The organism is Mesorhizobium sp. BR1-1-6, assembly GCF_020165355.1.
In the GTDB taxonomy this organism is placed as follows: Bacteria; Pseudomonadota; Alphaproteobacteria; order Rhizobiales; family Rhizobiaceae; genus Mesorhizobium.
In genome coordinates this window covers 1-25,185 of record NZ_JAIUHZ010000027.1, presented here as the reverse complement: position 1 = coordinate 25,185, position 25,185 = coordinate 1, and the positions used below count along the sequence as shown (strand labels likewise).

The 25,185-nt window shown below is 63.4% G+C and carries 24 protein-coding genes; 18 read left to right on the top strand and 6 right to left on the bottom strand.

All coding sequences use genetic code 11. The features are described from left to right. The first annotated feature begins 3 nt into the window (after positions 1–3). The 13 genes from LB545_RS28970 (at position 4) to LB545_RS28910 (ending at position 14,638) form a co-directional block, all read left to right on the top strand. The gene (locus LB545_RS28970; RefSeq protein ID WP_140658470.1) at positions 4–867 is read left to right on the top strand and encodes a bifunctional allantoicase/(S)-ureidoglycine aminohydrolase; all 864 of its coding nucleotides are present in this window, start codon (positions 4–6) and stop codon (positions 865–867) included. Beyond that, positions 864–1,367, top strand: coding sequence for an ureidoglycolate lyase (locus tag LB545_RS28965; protein ID WP_140501180.1), 504 nt, complete (start codon positions 864–866; stop codon positions 1,365–1,367). The genes LB545_RS28970 and LB545_RS28965 overlap by 4 nt, the downstream gene beginning before the upstream one ends. Then, positions 1,367–1,960 (top strand): nucleoside deaminase, encoded by a 594-nt coding sequence (locus LB545_RS28960; RefSeq protein ID WP_140501182.1) that lies wholly within the window; start codon positions 1,367–1,369, stop codon positions 1,958–1,960. Before LB545_RS28965 ends, LB545_RS28960 begins: the two co-directional genes overlap by 1 nt. 92 nt (positions 1,961–2,052) lie before the next feature. Next, positions 2,053–4,038, top strand: coding sequence for a CocE/NonD family hydrolase (locus tag LB545_RS28955; protein ID WP_140658474.1), 1,986 nt, complete (start codon positions 2,053–2,055; stop codon positions 4,036–4,038). A gap of 153 nt (positions 4,039–4,191) precedes the next feature. Then, the gene (locus LB545_RS28950; RefSeq protein ID WP_140512805.1) at positions 4,192–5,778 is read left to right on the top strand and encodes an ABC transporter substrate-binding protein; all 1,587 of its coding nucleotides are present in this window, start codon (positions 4,192–4,194) and stop codon (positions 5,776–5,778) included. 15 nt (positions 5,779–5,793) lie between these two features. Continuing rightward, positions 5,794–6,753 (top strand): ABC transporter permease, encoded by a 960-nt coding sequence (locus LB545_RS28945; protein WP_140512803.1) that lies wholly within the window; start codon positions 5,794–5,796, stop codon positions 6,751–6,753. Between the two features lie 11 nt (positions 6,754–6,764). Beyond that, positions 6,765–7,589, top strand: a complete 825-nt coding sequence (locus tag LB545_RS28940) for an ABC transporter permease (RefSeq protein WP_140501190.1) — start codon at positions 6,765–6,767, stop codon at positions 7,587–7,589. Next, positions 7,589–9,244 carry an ABC transporter ATP-binding protein gene (locus LB545_RS28935; protein ID WP_140501254.1) on the top strand — a complete coding sequence of 552 codons (1,656 nt, stop codon included), beginning with the start codon at positions 7,589–7,591 and terminating at the stop codon, positions 9,242–9,244. The genes LB545_RS28940 and LB545_RS28935 overlap by 1 nt, the downstream gene beginning before the upstream one ends. A 114-nt stretch (positions 9,245–9,358) precedes the next feature. Further along, positions 9,359–10,942, top strand: a complete 1,584-nt coding sequence (locus LB545_RS28930) for an ABC transporter substrate-binding protein (RefSeq protein WP_140558767.1) — start codon at positions 9,359–9,361, stop codon at positions 10,940–10,942. Between the two features lie 81 nt (positions 10,943–11,023). Beyond that, complete coding sequence (locus LB545_RS28925) at positions 11,024–11,863, top strand: alkaline phosphatase family protein (RefSeq protein ID WP_140558768.1); 840 nt, start codon at positions 11,024–11,026, stop codon at positions 11,861–11,863. A 126-nt stretch (positions 11,864–11,989) separates the two neighbouring features. Continuing rightward, positions 11,990–12,556, top strand: coding sequence for a sigma-70 family RNA polymerase sigma factor (locus tag LB545_RS28920; protein WP_140512795.1), 567 nt, complete (start codon positions 11,990–11,992; stop codon positions 12,554–12,556). Continuing rightward, entirely contained in the window at positions 12,553–13,221 is a 669-nt protein-coding gene (locus tag LB545_RS28915; RefSeq protein WP_140558770.1) for an anti-sigma factor, read from the top strand. Before LB545_RS28920 ends, LB545_RS28915 begins: the two co-directional genes overlap by 4 nt. Beyond that, positions 13,211–14,638: a S8 family serine peptidase gene (locus LB545_RS28910; protein WP_140672532.1), complete on the top strand. Its 1,428-nt coding sequence runs from the start codon at positions 13,211–13,213 to the stop codon at positions 14,636–14,638. The genes LB545_RS28915 and LB545_RS28910 overlap by 11 nt, the downstream gene beginning before the upstream one ends. 74 nt (positions 14,639–14,712) lie before the next feature. Here the strand turns inward: LB545_RS28910 and LB545_RS28905 are convergent, their stop codons facing one another. The 3 genes from LB545_RS28905 to LB545_RS28895 all read right to left on the bottom strand — a co-directional run bounded on the left by LB545_RS28905 (position 14,713) and on the right by LB545_RS28895 (position 17,492). Further along, positions 14,713–16,059 carry an NAD(P)/FAD-dependent oxidoreductase gene (locus LB545_RS28905; protein ID WP_140672533.1) on the bottom strand — a complete coding sequence of 449 codons (1,347 nt, stop codon included), beginning with the start codon at positions 16,057–16,059 and terminating at the stop codon, positions 14,713–14,715. 169 nt (positions 16,060–16,228) lie between these two features. Then, the gene (locus tag LB545_RS28900) at positions 16,229–17,251 is read right to left on the bottom strand and encodes a LacI family DNA-binding transcriptional regulator (protein WP_140501204.1); all 1,023 of its coding nucleotides are present in this window, start codon (positions 17,249–17,251) and stop codon (positions 16,229–16,231) included. A 16-nt stretch (positions 17,252–17,267) separates the two neighbouring features. Beyond that, positions 17,268–17,492 (bottom strand): hypothetical protein, encoded by a 225-nt coding sequence (locus LB545_RS28895; RefSeq protein WP_140512791.1) that lies wholly within the window; start codon positions 17,490–17,492, stop codon positions 17,268–17,270. Between the two features lie 122 nt (positions 17,493–17,614). Between LB545_RS28895 and LB545_RS28890 the strand changes: the two genes are divergently transcribed. From LB545_RS28890 to LB545_RS28870, 5 genes are all read left to right on the top strand, one after another. Further along, entirely contained in the window at positions 17,615–18,970 is a 1,356-nt protein-coding gene (locus LB545_RS28890; protein ID WP_140558774.1) for an ABC transporter substrate-binding protein, read from the top strand. Between the two features lie 263 nt (positions 18,971–19,233). Then, positions 19,234–20,247, top strand: coding sequence for a carbohydrate ABC transporter permease (locus LB545_RS28885; RefSeq protein WP_140501210.1), 1,014 nt, complete (start codon positions 19,234–19,236; stop codon positions 20,245–20,247). A gap of 1 nt (position 20,248) precedes the next feature. Continuing rightward, positions 20,249–21,403, top strand: coding sequence for a carbohydrate ABC transporter permease (locus tag LB545_RS28880; protein ID WP_224706187.1), 1,155 nt, complete (start codon positions 20,249–20,251; stop codon positions 21,401–21,403). Positions 21,404–21,407: 4 nt separating this feature from the next. Next, positions 21,408–23,072, top strand: a complete 1,665-nt coding sequence (locus tag LB545_RS28875) for an alpha-glucosidase (RefSeq protein ID WP_224706186.1) — start codon at positions 21,408–21,410, stop codon at positions 23,070–23,072. A 25-nt stretch (positions 23,073–23,097) separates the two neighbouring features. Further along, entirely contained in the window at positions 23,098–24,210 is a 1,113-nt protein-coding gene (locus LB545_RS28870; protein WP_224706185.1) for an ABC transporter ATP-binding protein, read from the top strand. An 86-nt stretch (positions 24,211–24,296) separates the two neighbouring features. Here the strand turns inward: LB545_RS28870 and LB545_RS28865 are convergent, their stop codons facing one another. From LB545_RS28865 to LB545_RS28855, 3 genes are all read right to left on the bottom strand, one after another. After that, positions 24,297–24,533, bottom strand: a complete 237-nt coding sequence (locus tag LB545_RS28865) for a DUF680 domain-containing protein (RefSeq protein WP_140512784.1) — start codon at positions 24,531–24,533, stop codon at positions 24,297–24,299. Positions 24,534–24,604: 71 nt separating this feature from the next. Beyond that, entirely contained in the window at positions 24,605–24,811 is a 207-nt protein-coding gene (locus LB545_RS28860) for a DUF680 domain-containing protein (protein WP_140880682.1), read from the bottom strand. A 69-nt stretch (positions 24,812–24,880) separates the two neighbouring features. Beyond that, on the bottom strand, positions 24,881–25,087 hold the full coding sequence (locus LB545_RS28855; protein WP_140501222.1) for a DUF680 domain-containing protein: 207 nt from the start codon (positions 25,085–25,087) through the stop codon (positions 24,881–24,883). Positions 25,088–25,185 lie beyond the last annotated feature (98 nt).

Here is a 25,185-nt window from a genome sequence, read left to right as displayed (position 1 = left end):
CCCATGGATACGATCAGAATGCCCGAGCGAACCTATTATGCTCCACATGGCGGCCATTCCGGCCAGAGTGAGCTTCTGACCGGCCGCGCCGTCTTCACCGAGGCCTATGCCGTCATCCCCAAGGGCGTGATGCAGGACATCGTCACCAGCGCCCTGCCATTCTGGGACAAGACCCGCGTCTGGATATTGTCGAGGCCGCTGTCGGGCTTTGCCGAGACGTTTTCGCAGTACATCGTCGAGATCGCGCCCGGCGGTGGCAGCGACCGGCCGGAACCCGATGCCGGCGCCGAGGGCGCCTTGTTCGTGGTCGAAGGCGAACTGACCGTCCTGCTTGCCGGCGAAAGACATGTCTTGCGGCCGGGCGGCTTCGCCTTCCTGCCGCCGTCGAGCGGCTGGACTGTTCGCAACGAAAGCAATGCGGCTGTCCGCTTTCACTGGATACGCAAGGCTTATGAGCCCGTCAGCGGCCTCGAGGTCCCACAAGCCTTCTTCACCAACGAGCAGGACATCGGGCCGACGCCGATGCCCGGTACCGACGGCCGTTGGGCGACGACGCGCTTCGTCGATCCGGCCGACATGCGCCATGACATGCACATGACCATCGTCACCCTCGAACCGGGCGCGGTCATTCCCTTTGCCGAGACCCATGTCATGGAGCACGGGCTCTATGTCCTGGAAGGCAAGGCCGTCTACCGGCTCAACCAGGACTGGGTCGAGGTGGAGGCCGGCGACTATATGTGGCTGCGCGCCTTCTGTCCGCAGGCCTGCTATGCCGGCGGACCGGGAAAATTCCGCTATCTGCTCTACAAGGACGTCAACCGGCACGCCAAGCTCGGCAGTGCCGGGATCGCAGGGCGTGCGCCGTGACCCGCATCGTCGCGCGGCCGCTGACCCGCGAGGGCTTTGCCCCGTTCGGCGATGTCATCGACATGGGCGGCGACAACCACTACCCGATCAATGGCGGCAAGGCCGAGCGCTACCATGATCTGGCGACCGCCGAGGCCGTGGGGCCGAATGCGCGCGTGCTGATCTCGATGGTGCGCGGCACGCCTTACGAATTGCCGCTGGCGCTGACCATGGTCGAGCGTCACCCGCTCGGCAGCCAGGCCTTTGTCCCGCTGTCGCCACGACCGTTCCTGGTCGTCGTCTGTCATGACGGCAAGGACGGTCCGGCCGAGCCGCATGCCTTCATCACCAAGCCAGGGCAAGGCATCAATTATTCACGCAATCTATGGCACGGCGTACTGACGCCATTGGGTGAGCCCCAGGATTTCCTGATCGTCGACCGTGGCGGCGACGGCTCCAATCTCGAAGAATTCCATTTTTCGCACGCCTACGAGATTCATCTCCCCGACGAGATCCTTTGATGACCGACATTTCGCTGATCGACCGCCTGCTCGACGTCATCGAGCACGACATCGTGCCGAAGACGCAGGAAGGCGTCGCCCATGGCAACAAGCTGTTCGGCGCGGCGATCCTGAAGAAAGGCGACCGCTCGCTGGTGCTGGCCGAAACCAACAACGAGATCGAAAACCCGCTCTGGCATGGCGAAGTGCACTGCCTGAAACGCTTCTACGAAATGCCCAAAGCCGAACGTGTCGACACCAAGGAGGCCATCTTCCTGGCCACGCACGAGCCCTGTTCGCTCTGCCTGTCGGCGATCACCTGGACCGGTTTCGACAATTTCTACTATCTGTTCAGCCACGAGGATTCGCGCGACAGTTTTGCCATCCCGCACGATCTGAAAATCCTGAAAGAGGTCTTCACCCTCGATCCCGGCGGTTACAATGCCGAGAACGCCTATTGGAAGAGCTTTTCGATCCGCAGGCTGGTGCGGGCGCTGCCCGAGGCGGAACGCGGGCGGCTGGAGGCGCGCATCGGCAAGATTGCAGCACTTTATGAAGCGCTCTCTGGCGACTACCAGGCCAACAAGGCCGAGAACGACATTCCGCTGAACTGAGGGCACCAAGCAGCGGCACAGGTCGCATATTCCACTGCTCCAGTCGCGAATGGCGATTGAAACTTGCCGCGCCGCGAGGCGTTATGCGCGCCATGAAAACCGTCACCGAGTTTCCCCGCAAGGTCGTCGAATTCCCTGATATGGGCATCGTTATGCCGGATGGCTGCCGGCTGTCGGCGCGGGTGTGGATGCCGGAAGATGCCGGCGACGATCCGGTGCCTGTCATCCTCGAGCACCTGCCCTACCGCAAGCGCGACGGCACCATCTTTCGCGACCAGCTGACGCATCCCTATTTCGCCGGCCACGGCTATGCCTCGATCCGTGTCGACATGCGCGGCAATGGCGATTCCGAAGGGCTGATGGACGACGAATATTCCGAGCAGGAGTTGCAGGACGCCTGCGACGTCATCGCCTGGGCGGCGGCTCAACCCTGGTGCAACGGCAATGTCGGCATGATGGGTATTTCCTGGGGCGGCTTCAACTGCCTGCAGGTGGCAGCCATGCAGCCGTCGGCGCTCAAGGCGGTCATCAGCCTGTGCTCGACCGTTGATCGCTATGCCGACGACATCCACTACAAGGGCGGCTGCCTGCTGCTGGAAAATTTCGGCTGGGCCTCGACAATGCTGTCCTATTCGTCACGGCCGCCGGACCCGCTGCTGGCGGGCGACAACAGATGGCGCGACCTGTGGCTCAGCCGACTGGAGAACCAGTCGTTCCTTTTGCCGCTCTGGCTTGGCCACCAGCACCGCGACGCCTACTGGAAACGCGGCTCGATCTGCGAGGATTTCTCCGCCGTCAAGGCCGCGGTGCTGTCGATCGGCGGCTGGCATGACGGCTACCGCAACACCATCTCGCATCTCGTCGCCAACATCGAGGCGCCGGTCAAAGGCATCGTCGGCCCCTGGATCCACAAATACCCGCATTATGCCGGGCCCCAGCCGGCAATCGGCTTCCTGCAGGAAGCGCTACGCTGGTGGGACCGCTGGCTAAAGGGCGTCGAGACCGGCGTCGAGGCCGACCCGGCCTACCGCGCCTATGTGATGGACAGCGTGCGGCCGGCGCGCTGGCATCCGGAACGGCCGGGCCGCTGGGTGGCGGAGCGGCAGTGGCCTTCGCCCGACATCAAGACGCAAACGATCGAATTGATCCCGGCGGGCGGTAAATCCGTCACCATCGCTTCGCCGCAAAGCTGTGGGCTGGCCGGCGGTGAGTATTTCCCGTTCACCTTCGGCCCGGAATTGCCGGGCGACCAGCGTCCCGACGACGCGCTGTCGGTGTGTTTCGACCAGCCGGAACTCGCCGAGGCGATCGACGTCGTCGGCGCACCGGAAGTCGACGTCCGGTTATCCTGCGACCGCCCGCAGGCCAACATCGCGGTGCGGCTTTGCGACGTGCATCCCGATGGCGCCTCCGAACTGATCTCCTATGGCGTGCTCAACCTGACGCATCGCCTCTCGCACGAATTCCCGCAAGCGCTTGTCCCCGGCGAGAGCGTTTCGGCACGCGTCGTGCTCGACCAGTGCGCCTATCGCGTGCCGGCCGGCCACCATTTGCGCATAGCCGTCTCGAACGCCTATTGGCCCATGATCTGGCCCTCGCCGGAGCCGGTCCGCCTGAGCCTGTCGGCGGCGACGCTGAAGCTGCCGCTGCGCCCGCTGGCGACGGGCGACGAGGTCACGTTCGCCGCGCCGGAGGCTGCTTCCCCCTGGGCAACCGAGACGATCCGCCCGGCCAATTCGGAACGCCGCGTCGACCGCGACGAGAAGACCGGCATCGTCACGCTTTCCATAGAAGACGATTTCGGCGAGGTGCGCGATCTTGCACATGGCCTGGCGAACGGCAGCATCGCCCGCGAGACCTGGACGATCCATCCGGACGATCCGTTGTCGGCTGGGGGACGGACGCATTGGACGCAAACCCTGTCGCGAAGCGGATGGTCGGTGCGCACCGAAACATCGGCCGAAATACGCTCGGACGCCAAAAACTTCATCGTAAGCGCCCGAATTGAAGCTTACGAAGGCGAAAAACTCGTCTTCGAACGCGATTTTGAACAGGCGGTTCCGCGCTCGCTTGTTTGAGCGGCAAGGCATTGGTCCAATTGCGACGTGCCATTTACGCCACGGCATGTCGCATTCGGTCTTGCTTACCGCTTTCCCTTGCGGTCATTATTCCCCTCACAAGAAACAAGAAAACGACCACTAAGGTCGAACCAACAGAGTGAGGAACTCAAAATGTCAAACGAACTGGAATTCCTTAGCCGACGCGTCGCCTCAGGCAAGCTCAGCCGTCGGGATTTTCTCGGCCGGGCGGCAGCGCTCGGCGTCACCGCGACCTTCGCCAACTCACTGCTTTCGAGCGCGGCGCGCGCAGCCGGCCCGGTCAAGGGCGGCACGCTCAAGGCAGGCCTGGTTGGCGGCGAGTCCACCAACAGCCTGGATCCAGCCCTGTTCATGACGCAGGTGCCGTTCGCCTTCGGCAAGATGTGGGGCGAACTGATCGTCGAGCTTTCCCCAGAGGGCAAGCTCGAGAACCGCATCGCCGAGGAGATCGGCTCGTCCGACGATGCCAAGGTCTGGACACTGAAGATCCGCGACGGCGTCGAATTCCACAATGGCAAGACGGTGACCGCCGAAGACGTCGCCGCCACGCTCGAGCGTCATTCGGACGAGAAGTCGAAGTCCGGCGCGCTCGGCTACATGAAAGGCATCGAAAGCATCAAGGCCAGCGGCAAGGAAGTGGTGCTGACGCTGAAGGAGGCCAATGCCGATCTGCCCTACCTGCTCAGCGACTACCACCTGATCGTCCAGCCCAATGGCGGCAAGGACAAGGCCGATGCCGGCATCTCGGCGGGCCCTTACAAGGTCACCACCAACGAGCCCGGCGTGCGCCATGGCGGCGAGCGCTTCGCCAATTACTGGCAGGGCGACAAGATGGGCCATGCCGACCAGATCGAGATCATCGTCATCAACGACGCTACGGCCCGTACGGCCGCCCTGCAGGGCGGCCAGGTCAACATGGTCAACCGCGTCGAGCCGAAGATCGTCGACCTGATCAAACGCGTGCCGGGCGTCACCATCCGCAACCATGCGGGACCGGGCCACTACGTCTTCATCATGCACTGCAATACGGCGCCGTTCGACAACAACGACCTCAGGATGGCGCTGAAGCTGGCGATCGACCGCGAAGAAATGCTGAAGAAGGTGCTGCGCGGTTACGGTTCGCTCGGCAATGATTTCCCGATCAATGCCGCCTACCCGCTGTTCACCGAGATCGAGCAGCGCACATACGATCCGGACAAGGCCAAGTTCCACTACAAGAAGTCGGGGCATGACGGCGCGGTGCTGCTCAGGACCTCCGACGTCGCCTTTCCCGGCGCCGTCGACGCGTCCCAGCTTTTCCAGCAGAGCGCGGCCAAGGCCGGCATCCAGATCGAGCTCAAGCGCGAGCCGGGCGACGGCTACTGGAACGAGGTCTGGAACAAGCAGCCCTTCTGCGCCTCCTATTGGGGCGGACGCTCGACCCAGGACCAGATGTACTCGACCGCCTACCTGTCGACCGCCGACTGGAACGACACGCGTTTCAAGCGCCCGGATTTCGACAAGATGGTGCTGGCGGCGCGCGCCGAGCTGGACGAGGCCAAGCGCAAGGCGATGTATCACGACATGGCCGTCATGGTGCGCGACGAAGGCGGCCTGATCCTGCCGATGTTCAACCAGTTCATCGACGCCACCGGCGCCAAGGTGGGCGGCTGGGTGGACGATCCGCACCAGGAGTTGATGAATGGCTATGCCCTGGCAAAGTGCTGGCTCGAAGCCTGAGCCGGCCTTGCCCAGATGTCCTCACCCATCGTGAAACTGGTGGCCCAGCGCGTCGCGCTGGGCATCCTCCTTTTGTTGGCCGTCTCGGTCCTGATCTTCGCCGGCACACAGATCCTGCCCGGCGACGTCGCGCAAGCCATCCTAGGGCAGTCGGCGACACCGGAATCGCTCGCCAATCTGCGTGAGCAGCTTGGGCTCAACGATCCGGCCTATATCAGGTATTTCCGCTGGCTCGGCGGCGTTTTGACCGGCGATCTCGGGACCGCCATGTCGAGCGGACAGGATATCGCAACATCGATCAAGGGCCGGCTGTGGAACACGCTTTTCCTCGCCTTCTGGGCGGCGATCGTGGCCATTCCACTGGCCATAACGCTTGGCCTGATCGCGGTGCGCTACCGCAACGGCTGGGTCGACAAGCTGATCTCGGGACTGGCGCTCGCCTCGACCTCCTTCCCGGAATTCTTCATCGGCTACTTGCTGGTCTTCTACTTCGCGGTTCAGCATCAGTGGTTCCCCGCCATCTCGACCGTCTATGACGGCATGCCTTTCGGTGAACGCATGCAGGCGATCGCGCTGCCGGCGGCGGCGCTGACGCTGGTGGTGCTTGCCCATATGATGCGCATGACGCGCGCTGCGATCCTAAACGTCATGCAATCGGCCTATGTGGAGACCGCCGAGCTCAAGGGGCTCTCGGCTTTCGCGGTCATCCGCAAACATGCCTTCCCGAACGCCATCGCGCCGATCATCAACGTCGTCATGCTCAACCTCGCCTATCTGATCGTCGGCGTGGTCGTGGTCGAAGTGATCTTCGTCTATCCCGGCATGGGGCAGTATCTGGTCGATCACGTCACCAAGCGCGACGTGCCGGTGGTGCAGGCGGTCGGACTGATCTTCGCCGCCGTCTATATCGGCCTCAACATCATCGCTGACATAGCGGCAATCGTCGCCAATCCGCGCCTGAGGCATCCCAAATGAAGAGGGCGGGCATGCTCGACATCAAACGCATCCCCGTGCCCGCGCTGGTCGGCCTGGTGCTGACGGCCCTGTTCGTGCTGGCGGCCATCTTCGCGCCGTGGCTTGCGCCGCACGGCAATGGCGAGATCGTCGGCGACGTCTGGGAGCCCATGTCGGCGGCGCACTGGCTGGGCACCGACAACCTTGGCCGCGATCTGCTGTCGCGCATGATCTATGGTGCGCGCATCACCCTTTTCATCGCAGTGCTCGCCACGGCGTTGTCCTTCTCGCTTGGCGCCATTCTCGGCTTTTCGGCGGCGGTGTTCGGCGGCTGGTTCGACACGCTGCTGTCGCGCCTCGTCGATCTTCTGATGTCGATCCCGACGCTGATCATGGGCCTTGTCGTGCTCTCGGTGCTGCCGACAAACCTGGTGACGCTGATCCTGGTGATGGGCATTCTCGACTCGACCCGCGTCTACCGCCTGTCGCGCGCGGTGGCCGTCGACATCAACGTCATGGACTATGTCGAAGCCGCCAAGCTGCGCGGCGAAGGCAGCACCTGGATCATCTTCCGCGAGATCCTGCCCAATGCGCTGTCGCCGCTGGTCTCGGAACTCGGCCTGCGCTTCATCTATGCCGTGCTGTTCCTGTCGACGCTCTCCTTTCTTGGCCTCGGCGTACAGCCGCCGGATGCCGACTGGGGCGGCATGGTCAAGGAAAACAAGGACGGCATCGTCTTCGGCATTGCCGCGGCGCTCATACCGGCGGCCGCGATCGCGGCGCTTGCGATCTCGGTCAATCTCGTCGCCGACTGGGTGCTCAACCGCACGACAAGCCTGAAAGGAGGACGCGGATGATGGCCGACAGCAAAGCGAAATCCAGCCCGCTCCTCGATATCCGCAACCTGCGCATCGAAGCCATGGTCTACCCACCGGGCGAAGCGCCAAAGACCATCACGCTCGTCCACGACGTCTCGCTGACCCTGGAAAAGGGCAAGGTGCTCGGCCTGATCGGCGAATCCGGTGCCGGCAAGTCGACCATCGGCCTGTCTTCGATGGGTTATGGGCGCGGCGGCGTGCGCATCACCGGCGGCGAGGTGCTCCTCAACGGCCGCGACATCCTCAAGGGCGGCAAGGAAGGTTTCCGCAGGCTGCGCGGCCGCGAGGTCTGCTATGTCGCGCAGTCGGCGGCAGCGGCGTTCAACCCGGCGCACAGGCTGATGGACCAGGTTGTCGAAGCCACCCTCCTGCACGGCAGGGCGACGCGCGCGGAGGCCGAGAAACGCGCCGTCGCGCTGTTCAAGAAGCTGAGCCTGCCCAATCCCGAAACCATCGGCGAGCGTTTCCCGCACCAGGTCTCCGGAGGCCAGCTGCAGCGTGTGATGACGGCGATGGCGCTGTGCTCGGAACCGGACCTGATCGTCTTCGACGAGCCGACGACGGCGCTCGACGTGACGACGCAGATCGACGTGCTGTCGGCGATCAAGGACGCCATCCGCGACACGCATGTGGCCGCGCTCTACATCACCCACGACCTCGCCGTCGTCGCCCAGGTTTCGGACGAGATCATGGTGCTGCGCCACGGCCGTCTGGTCGAATGGGGCGGCACCCGCCAGATCATCAAGGAACCGCGCCAGGAGTACACCAACGCTTTGGTGTCAGTGCACGAGATCGAACACGCCGAGCAGAAACCCGGCGTCTCGCCATTCCTGTCCGTGAAGAACGTCACCGCCGCTTATGGCGGCGGTCATGTCAAGGTGCTGAAGAACGTCTCCGTCGATATCTATCCCGGCCAGACGCTGGCGGTGGTCGGCGAGTCCGGCTCCGGCAAGTCGACGCTGGCGCGCGCCATCACAGGGCTCCTGCCGCCCGAACAGGGCACGGTGACCTTCGACGGGCGCCCGCTTGCCAACCGGCTTGCCGACCGGCCGAAGGAGGATCTGCGGCAGCTGCAGATGATTTACCAGATGGCCGACGTGGCCATGAACCCGCGCCAGACCGTCGGCACCATCATCGGCCGGCCGCTGGAGTTCTATTTCGGCATGCGGGGACGTGAGCGCGACCGGCGCGTCGCCGAATTGCTCGACGAGATCGAGATGGGCAAAGGCTTCCTCGACCGCTATCCGGCGGAGCTGTCGGGCGGCCAGAAGCAGCGCGTCTGCATCGCCCGCTCGCTCGCCGCCAAACCGAAGCTGATCATCTGCGACGAGGTGACCTCGGCGCTCGACCCGCTGGTGGCCAACGGCATTCTCAAGCTTTTGTTGAACCTGCAGCAGCACGAGAAGGTCGCATATCTCTTCATTACCCACGACCTTGCGACGGTAAGGTCGATCGCCGATTCGATCGCGGTGATGTATCGCGGCGAGGTGGTCCGTTACGGTTCCAAAAGCAAGGTGCTCACACCGCCTTTCGATGCCTATACCGACCTCCTGCTGTCCTCGGTTCCGGAAATGGAGATCGGCTGGCTGGAAAAGGCGATCAAGGGGCGACGCATGGCGAGCGCCGGGAACTAGCCAGCGGTTCGCCAGTCAAGGAGATGACGAACGTCATCCGGATGCAACACTGGAGGGCCAGACGTCCTTCGGACGGCATCGCCTGTGTGCGGTTGTTTCAAAAAGGGGTAGGACATGAAGACTGAACTCGACCATCTCGCTGAACTCGCCGGCCAAGGCCGGATATCGCGGCGTGACTTTCTCGGGCGCACCGCGGCGCTGGGCATGTCGGCGGCGCTGGCAACGACGCTGGCCGGGAAAGCCTTCGCGCAGACGCCGGTCAAGGGCGGCATTCTCAAGGCCGGCCTGCAGGGCGGCGAATCGACCAACAGCCTCGATCCGGCGCTGAACCTCAGCCAGGTCACCTTCAGCTTCGGCAAGCAGTGGGGCGAATATCTGGTTCGCCTCACCCCCGACAACAGGTTGGTCAACCTGATCGCCGAGGACATCGGCGCTTCCCCGGATGCCAAGACCTGGACGATCAAGATCCGCGACGGCATCGAGTTCCACAATGGCAAGACGGTCGGCGCGGAGGATGTCGCGGCCACCATCGAGCGCCACGCCGACGAGAAGTCGAAGTCGGGCGCACTCGGCATTCTCAAGAACATCAAGGGCATCAAGGCCAACGGCAAGGAGGTCGTCGTCACGCTTGCCGACGCCGATGCCGACTTCCCCTATCTGATGGCCGACTATCATCTCGTCATCCAGCCCAATGGCGGCAAGGACGATCCGAACGCGGGCATCAGCGCCGGCCCCTATAAGGTGACCGTCAACCAGCCCGGCGTGCGCCATGGCGGCGAGCGCTTCGCCAATTACTGGCAGGGCGACAAGGCGGGCCATGCCGACCAGGTCGAGATCGTCGTCATCAACGATGCGACGGCGCGGCTGGCGGCCCTGCAAGGCGGCCAGGTGCACATGATCAATCGCGTCGAGCCGAAGGTGGTCGATCTCGTCAAGCGCATCCCCGGCGTCAGCATCGAGAACGTTTCGGGCAAGGGCTATTACCCGTTCAACATGTTCTGCGACACCGCGCCCTTCGACAACGGCGATCTCAGGATGGCGCTCAAGCTCGCCATGGACCGCGACGAGATGCTGGAAAAGATCCTGCGCGGCTACGGTTCGGTCGGCAATGACTTCCCGATCAACGAGGCCTATCCGCTGTTTTCGGCCATCGAACAGCGCAAGTTCGACCCGGAAAAGGCTGCAGCGCTCTACAAGAAGTCGGGCCACAGCGGCTCGATCCTGCTGCGCACCTCCGACGTCGCCTTCCCCGGGGCCGTCGATGCGGCACAGCTCTATCAGCAGAGTGCCGCCAAGGCCGGCATCAAGATCGAGATCAAGCGCGAGCCTGGCGACGGCTATTGGTCGGAGGTCTGGAACAAGCAGCCTTTCTCGCTGTCTTACTGGGGCGGGCGTGCCACGCAGGACCAGATGTATTCCACCGGCTATGTGTCGAACGCCGACTGGAACGACACGCGTTTCAAGCGGCCCGAGTTCGACAAGATGCTGTTTGCAGCGCGCGGCGAGCTCGACCAGGACAAGCGCAAGGCGATCTATCACGACATGGCCGTGCTGATGCGCGACGAAGGCGGATTGATCGTGCCTTTCTTCAACCAGTTCATCGACGCCGCCACCAACAAGATCGGCGGCTTCGCCAAGAGCCCGATCGGCGAGATGATGGACGGCTACGCGCTCGCCGAATGCTGGCTGAACGCCTGACATCAAGTTCCTGCCGAGCACGCCGCGTGTCCGTGCGACACGCGGCGTGCTCGTTCCCCCCACAATCGCATGGAGCAGCTCGTGGCGCTCAAGACCAAACTGTTGCTGATCATCCTCGACGGCGTGCCTTACCGGAACTGGCGCCGGCTGATGGGCAACCTCGAAGGCTGGGTGCAGTCGGGCGAAGCGCGGGTATGGAGGATGCGCTCGGTGCTGCCGTCGACCTCGGCCTGCTGTTATGCTTCGATCCACACCGGGGTGCCGCCGCAGGCGCATGGCATTCTTTCCAACGAGAACCGCTTCCGCGTCAGCCAGCCCGACATCTTCTCGGAGGTCACCGGGGCCGGGGGAATAACCGGCGCGGTCACCCACTCCTACTGGTCGGAGTTCTTCCGTTCCTACCCGTTCGACCTCGTCGAGGACATGGAGTATGACGAGCCGGGCGGGCCGATCACGCATGGCCGCTTCCACACCATGACCGGCTACAACGCGCGCAACCAGATGACGCCGAGCGACGTCGACCTGTTCGCCACGCTGACCATGCTGAGCAGCCGCCACGGCATCGATTACGGCATCCTGCACACTTGCACGCTGGACTCGATGGGCCACCGTTTCGGCCATGACTGTCACGAGATGGACCATGCGTGCTACGCGATGGACGGCATGCTGGCCGCTTTCCTGCCGCGCTGGCGCGACGCCGGCTATGAAGTGATCGTCACCGCCGATCACGGCCAGACCGACCGCGGCCACCATGGCGGCCATGATGAGGAGATGCAGGATTTCGCGCTGTATTATTTCGGCGCCGGCAAGGGACCGGATGCCGACACACTGCTCGACCAGCTGCAGCTGGCGCCGACGGTTCTAAGCCGACTGGGGGTGTCGGTGCCGGCGACGATGAAGGCGAAGCCTTTCCTGAGCTAGCTTCCCCTTCACCCACTGGCAAGGCTCATCTTCTTCGGTTAGCCTCCGCAAATTCCTTGGCGGAGGATGAACCTTTTTGAGCCGATCAGCGACAGAGCAGGCAGGAGCCAGGCGGCTCGATCGGTCATGACCGGCGCGATGGAGACCGATCGCGCGCTTGTCGAGCGGGTCGCGAAGGGCGACCGGGCCGCCGTGCGGCTCCTGTTCATGCGCCACCACGCGCGGATATACCGCTTCGTGGCGCGCCAGACGGGATCGGAAATGATGGCTGACGACATCGCGAACGAGGTGTTCCTCGAACTGTGGCGCCAGGCGCCGGGTTTCGAGGGACGTTCCGAAGTCTCGACATGGCTGCTCGGCATCGCCCGCTTCAAGGCGCTGTCCCTGTTGCGCAAGAAAAAGGAAGACTGGATCGACGACGAGGCCGCAGCCGCGGTGCCCGACGGCGCCGATACGCCCGAGATCGTTGCCATGAAGGAGGACAAGAGCACTGCCTTGCGCCGCTTCATCGATGCCTTGCCGCGCGAGCATCGCGTGGTCATCGATCTCGCCTATTATCAGGGGCAATCGGTGACCGAGATCGGCGAGGTGCTCGACATCCCGGTCGCGACCGTCAAGACCCGCATGTTTTATGCCCGCAAGAAACTCGGCGAAGCCCTCAAGGCCGCCGGTTACGACAGGGGGTGGCCATGAGCGCCGCTGAAAAGATGTCGCGCCGCGACGAAATGGAAACGTTGCTGCCGTTCTACCTGAACGGTTCGCTGGAAGGCTCGGAACTGGAGGCCGTCGAGGAATGGCTGGCCAGCGATCCGACGGCGATGGCCGCCCTTGGCGAGGCGGAGGCTGAATTCTCCAGCACCGCGGCCGCCAATGAGGCGATCCGTCCGCCGGCCGACGCGCTGAGCCGCTTTTCCAGGGCGCTCGATGCGGAGGCTGGCCCGGCGCGCGCCGCCGCCGGTTCGTCCTGGCTGGCGCAGGCCTGGGGCCGTTTCATGGCGCTGCCGGTCGGCGTCGCCTGGGCGGCGGCCGCGGCTCTGCTGGCGCTGGTCATGGTGCAGTCGTTCGTGCAGCCCGGCGGCAAGGACGGCAATTTCGAGATCGCGGGCGCGCAGGACGAGATGGCGAAGATGCCGTTCGCCCTGGTCAAGTTCAAGCCCGACGCGAAAATGTCCGACATCGCCGCCTTTCTCGGCAGCAGCGGCCTGAAGATCCTGGACGGACCGACCGCCGGGGGCGTGTTCCGGCTCGGCATTCCGGCCGCCAACGCGGCCGACTACACCAGGCAACTCGGCCTTGTTGCCGCCCAGCCTTTCACCGACACCGTGATCGAGGGAAGGAAACCGGCCGATGGCGGCTGAGGCGGTCATCCGATTTGCGGCAATTCTTGCGGCAGCGATGACGATCGCCACCGGGCCTGCGTCGGCGCAGGGCAACGACGCCAATGCCAACCGGGGAAAGATCGACTGCCGCAACGGCACCGATGCGGCGGGCGCCGACTGTGGCAAGGACGGCAAGAGCATCAGTGACGGCGCGGCCGGTGCCGTGTTTCTTCCCGCCCTGATCGTCGACCTGTTCCCCAATCCGGCCGCTCCCGCGGCACCGGTGCCGACGCCACGGCCGGACCCGGCGGCGCCGCCCGCCGGCACGCAGGCCGGACTGCCTTCGGGCGGGCCGATCGTCTCGCCAAGCGATCTCATCGCCGTTCAGCCGCCACGCGCCGTGGCCGGCGATTTCGTGCCCGACGAGGTGCTGGTGACCGTCGATGGCGATGCGGGCGCCGTGCAGCAGATCGCCGCTTCCTTCGGCCTCGATGTGCGCTCGCAGCGGCAATCATTTTTGCTCGGCACCACGCTTGTGCGCTTCGGCATTCCCGACGGTCGCCCCGTCGGCGTGGTGCTGGCGCAGCTTGCCGCCGACAGCCGCACGCAGCGGCGTGAGCCCAACCATATCTATTCGCTTCAGCAGGCGGCGGGCATCGTCAACTATGCGTTCGAGCGCATCGCGCTCGACGCCAACCATGCGAGCGGCGAGAACGTCCGCGTCGCGGTAATCGATACCGGCGTCGACGACACCAATCCGACGCTGGCCGGGGTCATCGCCGGCCAGTTCGACGCCATGCCCGACGTGCCGGTCGAAAAGCGCGACCACGGCACTTCGGTCGATGGGCTGATCGCCGGCGTCGGCGCGCTCAGGGGCATGGCGCCCGGCGCCAGGATCTATCACGCACGTGCCTTCGAAGGCGGCAAGTCGACAATGGACGTCATCCTCGCTGCGCTCGACTGGGCGGCCGAGCAGGACGTGCGCATCATCAATATGAGTTTCGTCGGTCCGAAGAACGACCTGCTCGGCATCGCCTGCCGCAATGCACGCGCGCTCGGCATGGTTCTTGTCGCCGCCGCCGGCAACAACGGGCCCAAGGCGCCCTATGGCTACCCGGCCGCCTTCGACGGCGTCATCGCGGTGACCGCCACCGACGCCAGGGATGGGCTGATGCCGCAGGCCAATCGCGGCGCCTATGTCTTCATCTCGGCGCCGGGCGTCGAGATGGTGGCGCCGAGCGGAGCCGGCTCGGATGTCGTCACCGGCACATCGTTCGCCGCCGCGATCGTCTCGGGCGCCATCGCCAATCTCATCCACGCCGCGCCGGACCGCTCGGCCGTCGCCATCGAAAAGGCGCTTGCCGCAACGGCCCGGGATCTCGGTTCGAAAGGGCGGGACGATGACTTCGGCTACGGGCTGCTGGACATCAAGGCCGCCGAGACGGCGAAGGAATGATCCTTGGCAACATGCTCCTAAATTCAATCGGCTATTTGCGATGGCCGAGACGGGACGAATGCTGGACTAAACATCTAGAGGGCCGGACCCAACCGAACGGCGCTTCCATCATAGAAGCGTGACAGCCGAAAGCGGCTGAGATCATGCCCACTCGCGTTACCCTGTATCAGGTCGGAAACGACGCGACCGATTCCAGGTCCGATACCGAAGCCGTGACCACTCATTCCCGTGGCCACGAAAAGACCGACGACTGCCCGGGCGTGATCCACGACGGGGACGACATCGGGCATGGCGTCAATCATGCCTCCCCACCCTGCCTTCAAGCGAACTGTTTCGAACTGTGGAAAAAGGCGTCTGAAATTGCGCTCTACAGAACGGAGGCCGGAGCGTTCAGCGGCCGGGTTGAGCACCCGCATTCTTTCGAAAGGACTCTGGGAATCCGGGGGCCAATCGCGCGGGGTCGACCAGCTATCAGGGTAACCCGATGGAGCGCACGGAAAGTAGCGGGTTCCGAGCGGATTGGCCATGAGGGCGGGAAGATACTTGGTGGCGTGCCGGAATGCGTCAGGCCCCAGGTAAAGCAAATTACTACCTCCCGGGGCGAGCGTGTATCCGCCATCCTGTCGGCGCCTGAAAGCGATGTGTTCGTCCGCTGCCGCACCTGCATAGATTTCAGGCATAGGCTCCGTTGCGGCTACGGTTACCCTGACGCTGAGTTGGGGGATGGAGACGCCGTGTCTTCTCAGGAACAGGGACGACCAGGCGCCGCCCGCGACCAGTACGCTGGAGCTTTCAATGTATCCCGCCTCGGTCCACACTCCTCTGATCCTGCCGGCTGAGATTTCGAGGGTTCGCGCTGCGCAATTCTCTATGATCTTGGCGCCTTTTCGGACGGCAAGACGAGCAAGCGCAGGTACCGCCAACCAAGGCTCCGCGCGCATGTCGGAGGGCGTCGTCATCGCGCCCTTGAACTTGCGCGACATGCCCTTGATGAGTTTCGCGGTTTCGTCCGCGTCCAGGAGGCGAGTGTCGAGCCCATGGATGGCGGCGATCTTCATGAACTCTTCGAAACCGGCCATGTCCTTGTCGGAGTTCGCCAGATAGGTCACACCTGTCTGGTCCAGCCCGATGTCTTCGCCGCATTCCTCAGCCAGTTGCCGCCATAGGCGAAAAGCCTCGATGACAATTGGCAGTTCATCTGCGTCGCGCCCCTGCTTTCGAATCCAGCCCCAATTTCGGGACGATTGTTCGGCCGCAACGCGGCCTTTTTCCAGCAGCGTGACCGGAATGTTCCGCTCCGCCAGGAAAAGAGCCGTCGTTACGCCGATAATGCCGCCACCAATGATGACCACCTCCGAACGCTTCGGCGGTGGGCCAGGATGTTGGATTGGATCCATTTCGGAGAACGGGAATATGGGCAAATTGGGCATCCAGGAGGGCTGGTTGATGGCTTTGGCTTACTGGTTGCCACCCTCTGAAAGCCAAAGCAAGCGCGGTGCAGGCAGACCACTATCCATGACACTGCAATCGATCTTCCGGCAACGCCCGCAAGCGGTCGAACTCGGCCCCTCGGAGCGATTGGCTCTAACCCTAGGCAGGCGCTCCGGCAACCGACCCCCTGATCACCAGGTCGACCGGCCAGACCTCGCCGCGCGGGCCCTCCTCCAGGCCCGATATCCGTGCGGCCAGACGCTCGGCGATGCGGGCGCCGGCGAGCCGGATCGAGGAGCGCGTCGTCGACAGCGGTACGGAGAAATTCTCCGGCTTCAGCCATGGGAAGACGTCGTCATGTGCAATTAATGAGATGTCGCCGGGGATGCTCAGGCCGAGGTCGCGCACGGCGCGCACGACGCCGAGCGCCATGATCAGGCTGGAGCAGGCGATCGCGGTCGGCGCGCCGTCCTGTTCGAGCAGGCGCCGGGCGGCGCGATAGCCGTTCTCCTCGGTCATGGCAACGGAGCAGACATGGCGGTCGCCCAAGGTCAGGCCGCTCGCGGCGAGCGCCCGGCGCACGCCTCGCTCGCGATGCACGGCGAAGGTTTCGCGGTCATCGCCATTGATCAGCGCCAGCCGCCGGTGGCCGAGCTGGACGAGCAGCCGTGCCGCCTCGTGAAAGGCGCCCTCATTGTCGATGTCGAGATAGGGATAATCGAAATCGAAACCTTCGCTGCGGCCATGGATGATGAAGGGTATGCCGAGCGTGTTGACCAGCGCCACGCGCCGGTCGGCCGGCGTCGGCGAGGAGATGTAGACGGCGTCGACCTGGCGGTTGGCGACGATGCGCCGGTAAGTCGTCTCCTGGTCGTCGGCGTCGGCGGGAGACAGCACCAGGTCGAGCTCGTGCGAGCGCGCATAATCGCCAAGGCCGGACAGGAATTCGACGAAGTGTGGGTCGATGTCGACGGCAGCACCCGTCGGCAAGACATAGCCGATCATTCCGGACTTGCCGGTCGCAAGCCGGCGTGCGCTCGGATTGGGGCGATAGCCATGGCGCTTGGCGGCGTCCATGACGCGCCGGCGCGTCTCTTCGTTGACCTCGGGATAGCCGTTCAGCGCCCGGCTTACCGTGGTCTGCGAAAGCGCCAGCATGTGCGCGAGTTGCTTCAGGTTCACGAGAGGCCTCCATGCCTCAAAGCGCTTTTAAATTGAATCGACCCAAGCCCTGCGGCAGGCCCGGCATGTCATGGCGACCATAGGCAGGCTTGGTGCAGGTTTGAAACATAAATTGCTGCTGCACTGCCAAAAAAGCATGCTGCAGCGCGATTTTCCAGGCGCCAGACTCCGGAATTAAATCGATTAAGTTACCACGCCTCTTGACTTCTGGACGATTCAATGGCGAGATCGAAATAGCCAAAGCGCTTTGGAAGACTCTTCGAAAGGTTGCGGTTCCTTTCCGACTGAGTCACAGTCCTGCGGCGTCGGCGGGCGGAATGGAGGTTCCGTCCGGTGTTTGTGACCCACTGGGAGGGAATACCGATGAAGAAAATGCTTTTGCTGGGCGCCGCGCTTGCCGTGCTCGCCCTCGGCGCGCCCGCGCAGGCCGAGCTGAAATTCAAGCCGGGCGAGGACAAGCGTTTCAACTGGGCAAACTACGAAGAGCTCAAGAAAATCGACCTCAAGGGGGAGACCCTGTCGATCTTCGGGCCATGGCGCGGCGAGGACGAGACCCTGGTGCGCGGCGTACTCGATTATTTCTCGGAAGCCACCGGCGCCGAGATCAAATATTCCTCCTCGGAAAATTACGAGCAGCAGATCGTCATCGACACGCAGGCCGGCAGCCCGCCCAACATCGCCGTTCTGCCGCAACCCGGCCTGATCCAGGACCTTGCTTCCAAGGGTCTCTTGACGCCGCTCGGCGACGATACCGCCAAATGGGTCAAGGACAATTACGGCGCCGGCCAGTCATGGGTCGACCTCGGCACCTTCAAGGACAAGGACGGTAAGCCGGGCTTCTTCGCCTTCCCCTACAAGGCCGACGTGAAGTCGCTGGTCTGGTACTCGCCGGACAATTTCGAGGAAGCCGGCTACAAGGTGCCGAAGACGCAGGAAGAACTCGCCGATCTCGAGAAGAAGATTATCGCCGACGGCGGCACGCCGTGGTGCATCGGGCTCGGCTCGGGCGGCGCCACCGGCTGGCCGGCGACGGACTGGGTGGAAGACCTGATGCTGCGCACGCAGTCTCCGGAAACCTACGACAAATGGGTCAAGAACGAGATCCCCTTCAACGACCCGGCCGTGGTCAATGCAATCGACATCTTCGGCAAGATCGCGACCGACGACAAGATGGTCGATGGCGGCGCCAAGGCGGTCGCGGCGACCGATTTCCGCGACAGCCCCAAGGGCCTCTTCGCGGTGCCGCCGAAATGCTACCTGCACCATCAGGCGTCGTTCATCCCGACCTTCTTCCCCGAAGGCACGAAAATCGGCCAGGACGCGGACTTCTTCTACTTCCCGCCCTATGCGTCCAAGCCCGAACTCGGCACCCCCGTGCTCGGCGCCGGAACGCTGGCGATGATCACCAAGGACTCGAAGGCCGCCCGCGCGTTCATCGAATTCCTTAAGATGCCGCTGGCCCATGAGATCTGGATGGCCGAAGGCGGTTTCGTGACGCCGTTCAAGGCGGTCAACAAGGATGCCTATGCCAGCGATGCGCTGCGCAAGCAGGGCGAGATCCTGGCCAATGCCTCGACTTTCCGTTTCGACGGGTCGGACTTGATGCCGGGCAAGATCGGCGCCGGCGCCTTCTGGACCGGCATGATCGACCTGGTCGGCGGCAAGTCGGCGCAGGACGTCGCCACCGACATCCAGAAGAGCTGGGACGCGATCAAATAAGAGCCGTACCCGCGGAAGCCTAGGCTTCCACCTCCCGAGCGTATCCGGGCCAACTGGCCCGGATCCGACCGGCCCCATCGCAACATCCCAGCCCGGCCAACCGGGACGGGTCAGATCCAGTCGTGACAGCGTAGACATTCCGGCATGCGGCGGGCACGGAGCCACACGCTTCCCTGCCTGCTCGCGCTCAACAACGAGATCGGCGCGCGGCGCAATCGCAAGGATCGTTTCCATCCTGGCGGGTCGTGCAGGGAGAGGGACCCATGGCGGCTCAGATTTTCTCGGCCATATTCGTCATCATCATCGGCGTCGGCGGCTGCGTCGCCTATTTCTGGGGCGCCAACAAACTGCTCGACGTCACCTTTCCCTCGCGCGGCGTCTCGGGCGCCGCCGCCGTCGACAATCTGCGCCGGCAGGGGCTGATCCGGCCCTGGCTGTTCGTCGGCCCGGCGATGATCATCCTGACCATCTATCTCATCTATCCGGTGGTCGAGACGCTGCGGCTGTCCTTCCTCGATCGCGGCGGCGCCAATTTCGTCGGCCTGGCCAATTATCAATGGGCTTTCGGCGACCGCGAGTTTCGCAATTCGATCCTCAACAATGTGCTCTGGCTGGCCGTAGTGCCCGCCGCCTGTACCTTCCTTGGCCTGATCATCGCCGTGCTCACCGACAAGATCTGGTGGGGCACGATCGCCAAGAGCCTGATCTTCCTGCCGCTGGCGATCTCCTTCGTCGGCGCCAGCGTCATCTGGAAATTCATCTATGAGTATCGCGGCGAAGGCCAGACGCAGATCGGCATCCTGAACGCCATCATCCAGCATTTCGGCGGCCAGCCGCAGGTCTGGATATCGCTGCCGTTCTGGAACAATTTCTTCCTGATGGTGATCCTGATCTGGATCCAGACCGGCTTTGCCATGGTCATCCTGTCTTCGGCGCTGCGCGGCATTCCGGAAGAGACGCTAGAAGCCGCCGTCATCGACGGTGCCAATCCGTTCCAGATCTTCTGGAAAATCATGGTGCCGCAGATCTGGGGCACCATCGCCGTGGTCTGGACCACAATCACCATCCTGGTGCTCAAGGTATTCGACATCGTCCTGACCATGACCAACGGCCAATGGAACAGCCAGGTGCTGGCCAATCTGATGTTCGACTGGATGTTCCGTGGCGGCGGTGATTTCGGCCGCGGCGCGACAATCGCCATCATCATCATGATCGCGGTCATTCCGATCATGGTCTGGAACATACGCCAGGCCAACAAAGAGACGGGAGGACATTGAGATGACCGTCGCGACCGGAAACTCCTTCGCCAGCCGCTTCGGCGTTCACATCGCCGTCCTGGTCTTCGTTGCGATCTGGACCCTGCCGACGCTCGGCATCCTGATATCGTCGCTGCGCGACAAGGACCAGATCATCGCCTCGGGCTGGTGGAACTCGTTCGCCAGTTCGACCCAGACCGAAGCTGGACGCCTGCCGCCCGCCTCGGCGCAGGTCGAGAAGGACGGCAAGTTCGTCCTCCAGGGCAACATTTTCGGCGATGGCGCCAAGCGCGAGATCAGCGCCTTCGGCGTCAAGTCGGCGGCACCGACGCAATATCCGGCCGGCACATCGGCCGATCTCGGCAACGGCGTTACCTTGCAGCTCAATGCCGACGGCAGCTTCGTCATGACCTCGCCCAAGGCGTTCGAGGGCGACCGCGGCCAGCGCGTCTACTATGCCTCCTCGGCGCCGCCGAAATTCACCACCGACAATTACAGGACCGTGCTGTTTTCGGAAGGCATCGGCCGCTCCTTCATGAACTCGCTGACCGTCACTATCCCGGCGACCGTCATCCCGATCCTGATCGCCGCTTTTGCGGCTTACGCTCTGGCCTGGATGCGCTTTCCCGGGCGCGCGCTTCTGATCGCGGTCATCATCGGCCTGCTGGTGGTGCCGCTGCAGATGTCGCTGATCCCGCTGTTGAAGCTCTATAACGGCGTCGGCGCCTTCTTCGGCGTGCCCTCCAAGACCTATCTCGGCATCTGGCTGGCGCATACCGGCTTCGGACTGCCCTTCGCCATCTACCTCTTGCGGAGCTACATTGCCGGCCTGCCGCGCGAGATCATGGAATCGGCGCGCATCGACGGCGCCAGCGATTTCGAGATATTCGGCAAGATCGTGCTGCCGCTGTCATTTCCCGTGCTGGCGTCCTTCGCCATCTTCCAGTTCCTGTGGGTATGGAACGATCTCCTGGTGGCGATGGTTTTCCTTGGCACGGAGGCGGATCAGATCGTGCTGACCGCCAAGCTCAATGCCTTGCTCGGCTCGCGTGGCGGCGACTGGGAGATCCTGACGACGTCGGCTTTCGTGACCATCATCGTGCCGCTGATCGTGTTCTTCTCTTTGCAGCGCTATTTCGTCCGCGGGCTGCTCGCAGGCTCGGTGAAAGGAGGCTGAAACCATGCAATCCGCTTTGAAAGCCAGTTCGAGGCCCGATCTCGCCGTCGATAGCGACTGGTGGCGAGGTGCCGTGATCTACCAGATCTATCCGCGCAGCTACCAGGACTCGAATGGCGACGGCATCGGCGACCTCAAGGGGATCATCGGGCGGCTGCCCTATATCGCCGCGCTCGGCGCGGACGCCATCTGGATCTCGCCCTTCTTCAAATCGCCGATGAAGGATTTCGGCTACGACGTCTCGGATTACTGCGACGTCGACCCGATGTTCGGCACGCTGGCCGATTTCGACGCGCTGACGGCGGAGGCGCACAGGCTGGGGCTGAAAGTGATGATCGACGAGGTGCTGTCGCACACCGCCGACATCCATCCCTGGTTCAGGGAAAGCCGATCGAACCGCAGTAATCCGAAAGCCGACTGGTACGTCTGGGCCGATCCCAGGCCGGACGGCACGCCGCCCAACAACTGGCTGTCGATCTTCGGCGGATCGGCCTGGCAATGGGACACCAGCCGCCAGCAATATTACCTGCACAACTTTCTCGCGGAACAGCCGGACCTCAATTTCCACAACGGCGAAGTCCAGGACGCGCTGCTCGACGTGACCCGCTTCTGGCTGGAGCGCGGTGTCGACGGGTTCCGCCTCGACACCATCAATTTCTACTTCCACAGCCAGGGGCTGGAAAACAACCCGCCGCTGCCGCCGGAGCAGCGCAACGACCAGACCGCACCCGCGGTCAATCCGTACAACTACCAAGATCACATCTACGACAAGAGCCGTCCGGAGAACCTCGGCTTCCTCGAACGCTTCCGCGCCCTGCTCGACGAATATCCGGCAACGGCCGCGGTCGGCGAGGTCGGCGATTCACAGCGCGGACTGGACGTTGTCGCGGCCTATACAGCCGGCGGCAAGCGCGTGCACATGTGCTATTCCTTCGACTTCCTGGCGCCGGAAAAGATCAGCGCCGCCAAGGTCCGTTCGGTGGTGGAAACCTTCGGCAAGGTTGCCAGCGACGGCTGGTCGTGTTGGGCCTTCTCAAACCATGACGTGATGCGCCCGGCCTCGCGCTGGGCCGCCAACGAAGCCGACCCGACCGCCTATCTCAAGGTTATCTCGGCATTGCTGATGTCCTTGCGCGGCTCGGTCTGCATCTATCAGGGCGAGGAACTGGGGCTCGGCGAAGCCGAATTGCGGTTCGAGGATCTGCAAGATCCCTACGGCATCCGTTTCTGGCCGGAATTCAAGGGCCGCGACGGCTGCCGCACGCCGATGGTGTGGGACGGCAGCGCCAGGAATGGCGGCTTCTCCCAGGCAAAGCCGTGGTTGCCGGTGCCGGCCAAGCACCTGTCGCAAGCCGTCAATGTCCAGCAAGGCGACGAGCATTCGCTGCTCGAACACTACCGGCGCTTTCTCGGCTTCCGCCGTGCCCATCCGGCGTTGGCCAAGGGCGATATCAATTTCATCGAAAGCCAGGGCGACACTGTCGCCTTCACGCGCCGCGCGGGCAACGAGCAGATCGTCTGCGTCTTCAACCTGGGATCCGGGCCGGCGGAGGTTGACCTTGGCGGTCGATCGCTGCAACCTTTGCCCGGACACGGATTTTCGGGACAACAGAGCTCCGGCTCCATCCGCCTCGGCGGCTACGGCGCCTGGTTCGGGCGCATCGACTGAATTCTAGGGACCACTGGAGGGAAACATGGCCGATGTCACGCTGAGGCAAGTGAAGAAATCATACGGCAATCTCAACATTCTGCACGGCATCGACCTCGAGATCAAATCAGGCGAGTTCATCGTCTTCGTCGGGCCGTCGGGTTGCGGCAAGTCGACATTGCTGCGCTCGATCGCAGGGCTCGAGGAGATCACCTCGGGCGAGCTCAGAATAGCCGGCGAGGTGGTCAACGACGTGCCGCCGTCGAAACGCGGCATCGCCATGGTGTTCCAGTCCTACGCGCTCTATCCGCATATGACGGTCTACGACAACATGGCGTTCTCGATGAAGATCGGGAAGGAAAGCAAGGCCGAGATAGACAAGCGCGTGCGCCAGGCGGCAGAGATCCTGCAGCTGACCAGCTATCTCGACCGCCTCCCCAAGGCGATGTCGGGCGGCCAGCGCCAGCGCGTGGCCATCGGCCGCGCCATCGTGCGCAACCCGAAGGTGTTCCTGTTCGACGAACCGCTGTCGAACCTCGACGCCGCGCTGCGCGTCGCCACCCGCATCGAGATCGCCAAGCTCAAGGAATCGATGCCCAACACCACCATGATCTATGTCACCCACGACCAGGTCGAGGCGATGACGCTGGCCGACCGCATCGTGGTGCTGAAGGAGGGCCATATCGAGCAGGTCGGCACGCCGATGGAACTCTACAAGAAACCCGGCAATCTGTTCGTTGCTCAGTTCATCGGCTCGCCGGCCATGAACATCCTGCCGGCGACCATCGACAAATCGGGCAATCCGACCGTCATCAGTCATGTCGGCGGCCGCAAGGCTACGGTGCCGATCGCGACGCCGGCCTCGGCCAAGGGCGCGTCGGTGAGCTTCGGCGTGCGGCCGGAGGACCTGACGATCGCCGGCGGCACGGACTATCTGTTCGAAGGAACGGTGGATTATGTCGAGCAGCTCGGCGAGGTGCAACTCGTCTATGTCGACATCGGCCGCGCCGACCTGCCGCTGGTGACCAAGCTGCCGGGCAATGTCGAGGTCAAGCGCGGGGCGACACTGCGGCTGAGCGCCGACGCCGGAGACCTTCATATCTTCGACGCGGATGGACGATCCTTCGCGCTGCACGAGACGGAAGCGAAAGCGGCCTGAGAGCAGGCCATGAATTAATTGCCGGTCACGCAAAAAAGGAGCGGCGGGCAAAGCCCGCCGCTCCTGTTTGGTGTCAGCTTCGGCTGTTAGTGGCCGAAGAGATTCCGGTCACTGCCCTGAGGGGCGGACTTGTGTTCATCGCCCGACGAATTGAGCAGCTTGTAGACCGGCGAGCCGCTGTCGCGGATCGAAGCCGTGTGCGCATTGTCGACCGAGGTGACGGCAGGCTGATTGGCGCCATTGGAGCCATAGTTGTCGCTGCTGGCGAAAGCGCTGCCCGAAACGGCCAGGACGGCGGCGGCAGCAAGGATGATCTTTTTCATTTCAAGTCTCCTGAATTCTCAAATTCCACCGCAGAGGCGGGCTTGCCCGCCATCTGCTGCAGGATCGGCTGTTAGTTGTTGCCGAAGAGGTTATGGTCGGCACCCTGAACAGGTGCCTGGGCAGCCGGAGCCGACGTCTTGGTCGAAGCGGTGTATGAGCTGTCCGTCGAAGTGGCCGCGGGCTGGTTGGCGCCATTGGAGCCATAGTTGTCGCTGCCGGCAAAAGCGCTGCCCGAAACCGCCAGAACGGCGGCGGCAGCAAGGATGATCTTCTTCATTTCAAGTCTCCTGAATTTTCGAATTTCGCCAGGACGGCGGAAGGCCCGCCGTCAACTGGAGATCGGCTGTTAGTTGTTGCCGAAGAGGTTGCGATCGGCACCCTGAACAGGCGCCTGGGCAGACGGCGCCGACTTCTGGACCGAAGCCGTGTGCGCGTTGTCGACCGAGGTGACAGCAGGTTGGTTGGCGCCATTGGAGCCATAGTTGTCGCTGCTGGCGAAAGCGCTGCCCGACACGGCCAGGACGGCGGCGGCAGCAAGAACGATCTTCTTCATTTCAAGTCTCCTGAATTCTCAAATTTCGCCAGGACGGCGGAAGGCCCGCCGTCAACTGGAGATCGGCTGTTAGTTGTTGCCGAAGAGGTTGCGATCGG

Excerpts from the sequence above, each read along its gene's own strand:
- LB545_RS28910 (WP_140672532.1), top strand. The coding sequence starts at position 13,211 with ATGGCGGCTGAGGCGGTCATCCGATTTGCGGCAATTCTTGCGGCAGCG.
- LB545_RS28945 (WP_140512803.1), top strand. The coding sequence starts at position 5,794 with ATGTCCTCACCCATCGTGAAACTGGTGGCCCAGCGCGTCGCGCTGGGC.
- LB545_RS28955 (WP_140658474.1), top strand. The coding sequence starts at position 2,053 with ATGAAAACCGTCACCGAGTTTCCCCGCAAGGTCGTCGAATTCCCTGAT.
- LB545_RS28930 (WP_140558767.1), top strand. The coding sequence starts at position 9,359 with ATGAAGACTGAACTCGACCATCTCGCTGAACTCGCCGGCCAAGGCCGG.
- LB545_RS28885 (WP_140501210.1), top strand. The coding sequence starts at position 19,234 with ATGGCGGCTCAGATTTTCTCGGCCATATTCGTCATCATCATCGGCGTC.
- LB545_RS28960 (WP_140501182.1), top strand. The coding sequence starts at position 1,367 with ATGACCGACATTTCGCTGATCGACCGCCTGCTCGACGTCATCGAGCAC.
- LB545_RS28880 (WP_224706187.1), top strand. The coding sequence starts at position 20,249 with ATGACCGTCGCGACCGGAAACTCCTTCGCCAGCCGCTTCGGCGTTCAC.
- LB545_RS28875 (WP_224706186.1), top strand. The coding sequence starts at position 21,408 with ATGCAATCCGCTTTGAAAGCCAGTTCGAGGCCCGATCTCGCCGTCGAT.
- LB545_RS28935 (WP_140501254.1), top strand. The coding sequence starts at position 7,589 with ATGGCCGACAGCAAAGCGAAATCCAGCCCGCTCCTCGATATCCGCAAC.
- LB545_RS28920 (WP_140512795.1), top strand. The coding sequence starts at position 11,990 with ATGACCGGCGCGATGGAGACCGATCGCGCGCTTGTCGAGCGGGTCGCG.
- LB545_RS28940 (WP_140501190.1), top strand. The coding sequence starts at position 6,765 with ATGCTCGACATCAAACGCATCCCCGTGCCCGCGCTGGTCGGCCTGGTG.
- LB545_RS28915 (WP_140558770.1), top strand. The coding sequence starts at position 12,553 with ATGAGCGCCGCTGAAAAGATGTCGCGCCGCGACGAAATGGAAACGTTG.
- LB545_RS28890 (WP_140558774.1), top strand. The coding sequence starts at position 17,615 with ATGAAGAAAATGCTTTTGCTGGGCGCCGCGCTTGCCGTGCTCGCCCTC.
- LB545_RS28860 (WP_140880682.1), bottom strand. The coding sequence starts at position 24,811 with ATGAAGAAGATCATCCTTGCTGCCGCCGCCGTTCTGGCGGTTTCGGGC.
- LB545_RS28950 (WP_140512805.1), top strand. The coding sequence starts at position 4,192 with ATGTCAAACGAACTGGAATTCCTTAGCCGACGCGTCGCCTCAGGCAAG.
- LB545_RS28865 (WP_140512784.1), bottom strand. The coding sequence starts at position 24,533 with ATGAAAAAGATCATCCTTGCTGCCGCCGCCGTCCTGGCCGTTTCGGGC.
- LB545_RS28970 (WP_140658470.1), top strand. The coding sequence starts at position 4 with ATGGATACGATCAGAATGCCCGAGCGAACCTATTATGCTCCACATGGC.
- LB545_RS28855 (WP_140501222.1), bottom strand. The coding sequence starts at position 25,087 with ATGAAGAAGATCGTTCTTGCTGCCGCCGCCGTCCTGGCCGTGTCGGGC.
- LB545_RS28870 (WP_224706185.1), top strand. The coding sequence starts at position 23,098 with ATGGCCGATGTCACGCTGAGGCAAGTGAAGAAATCATACGGCAATCTC.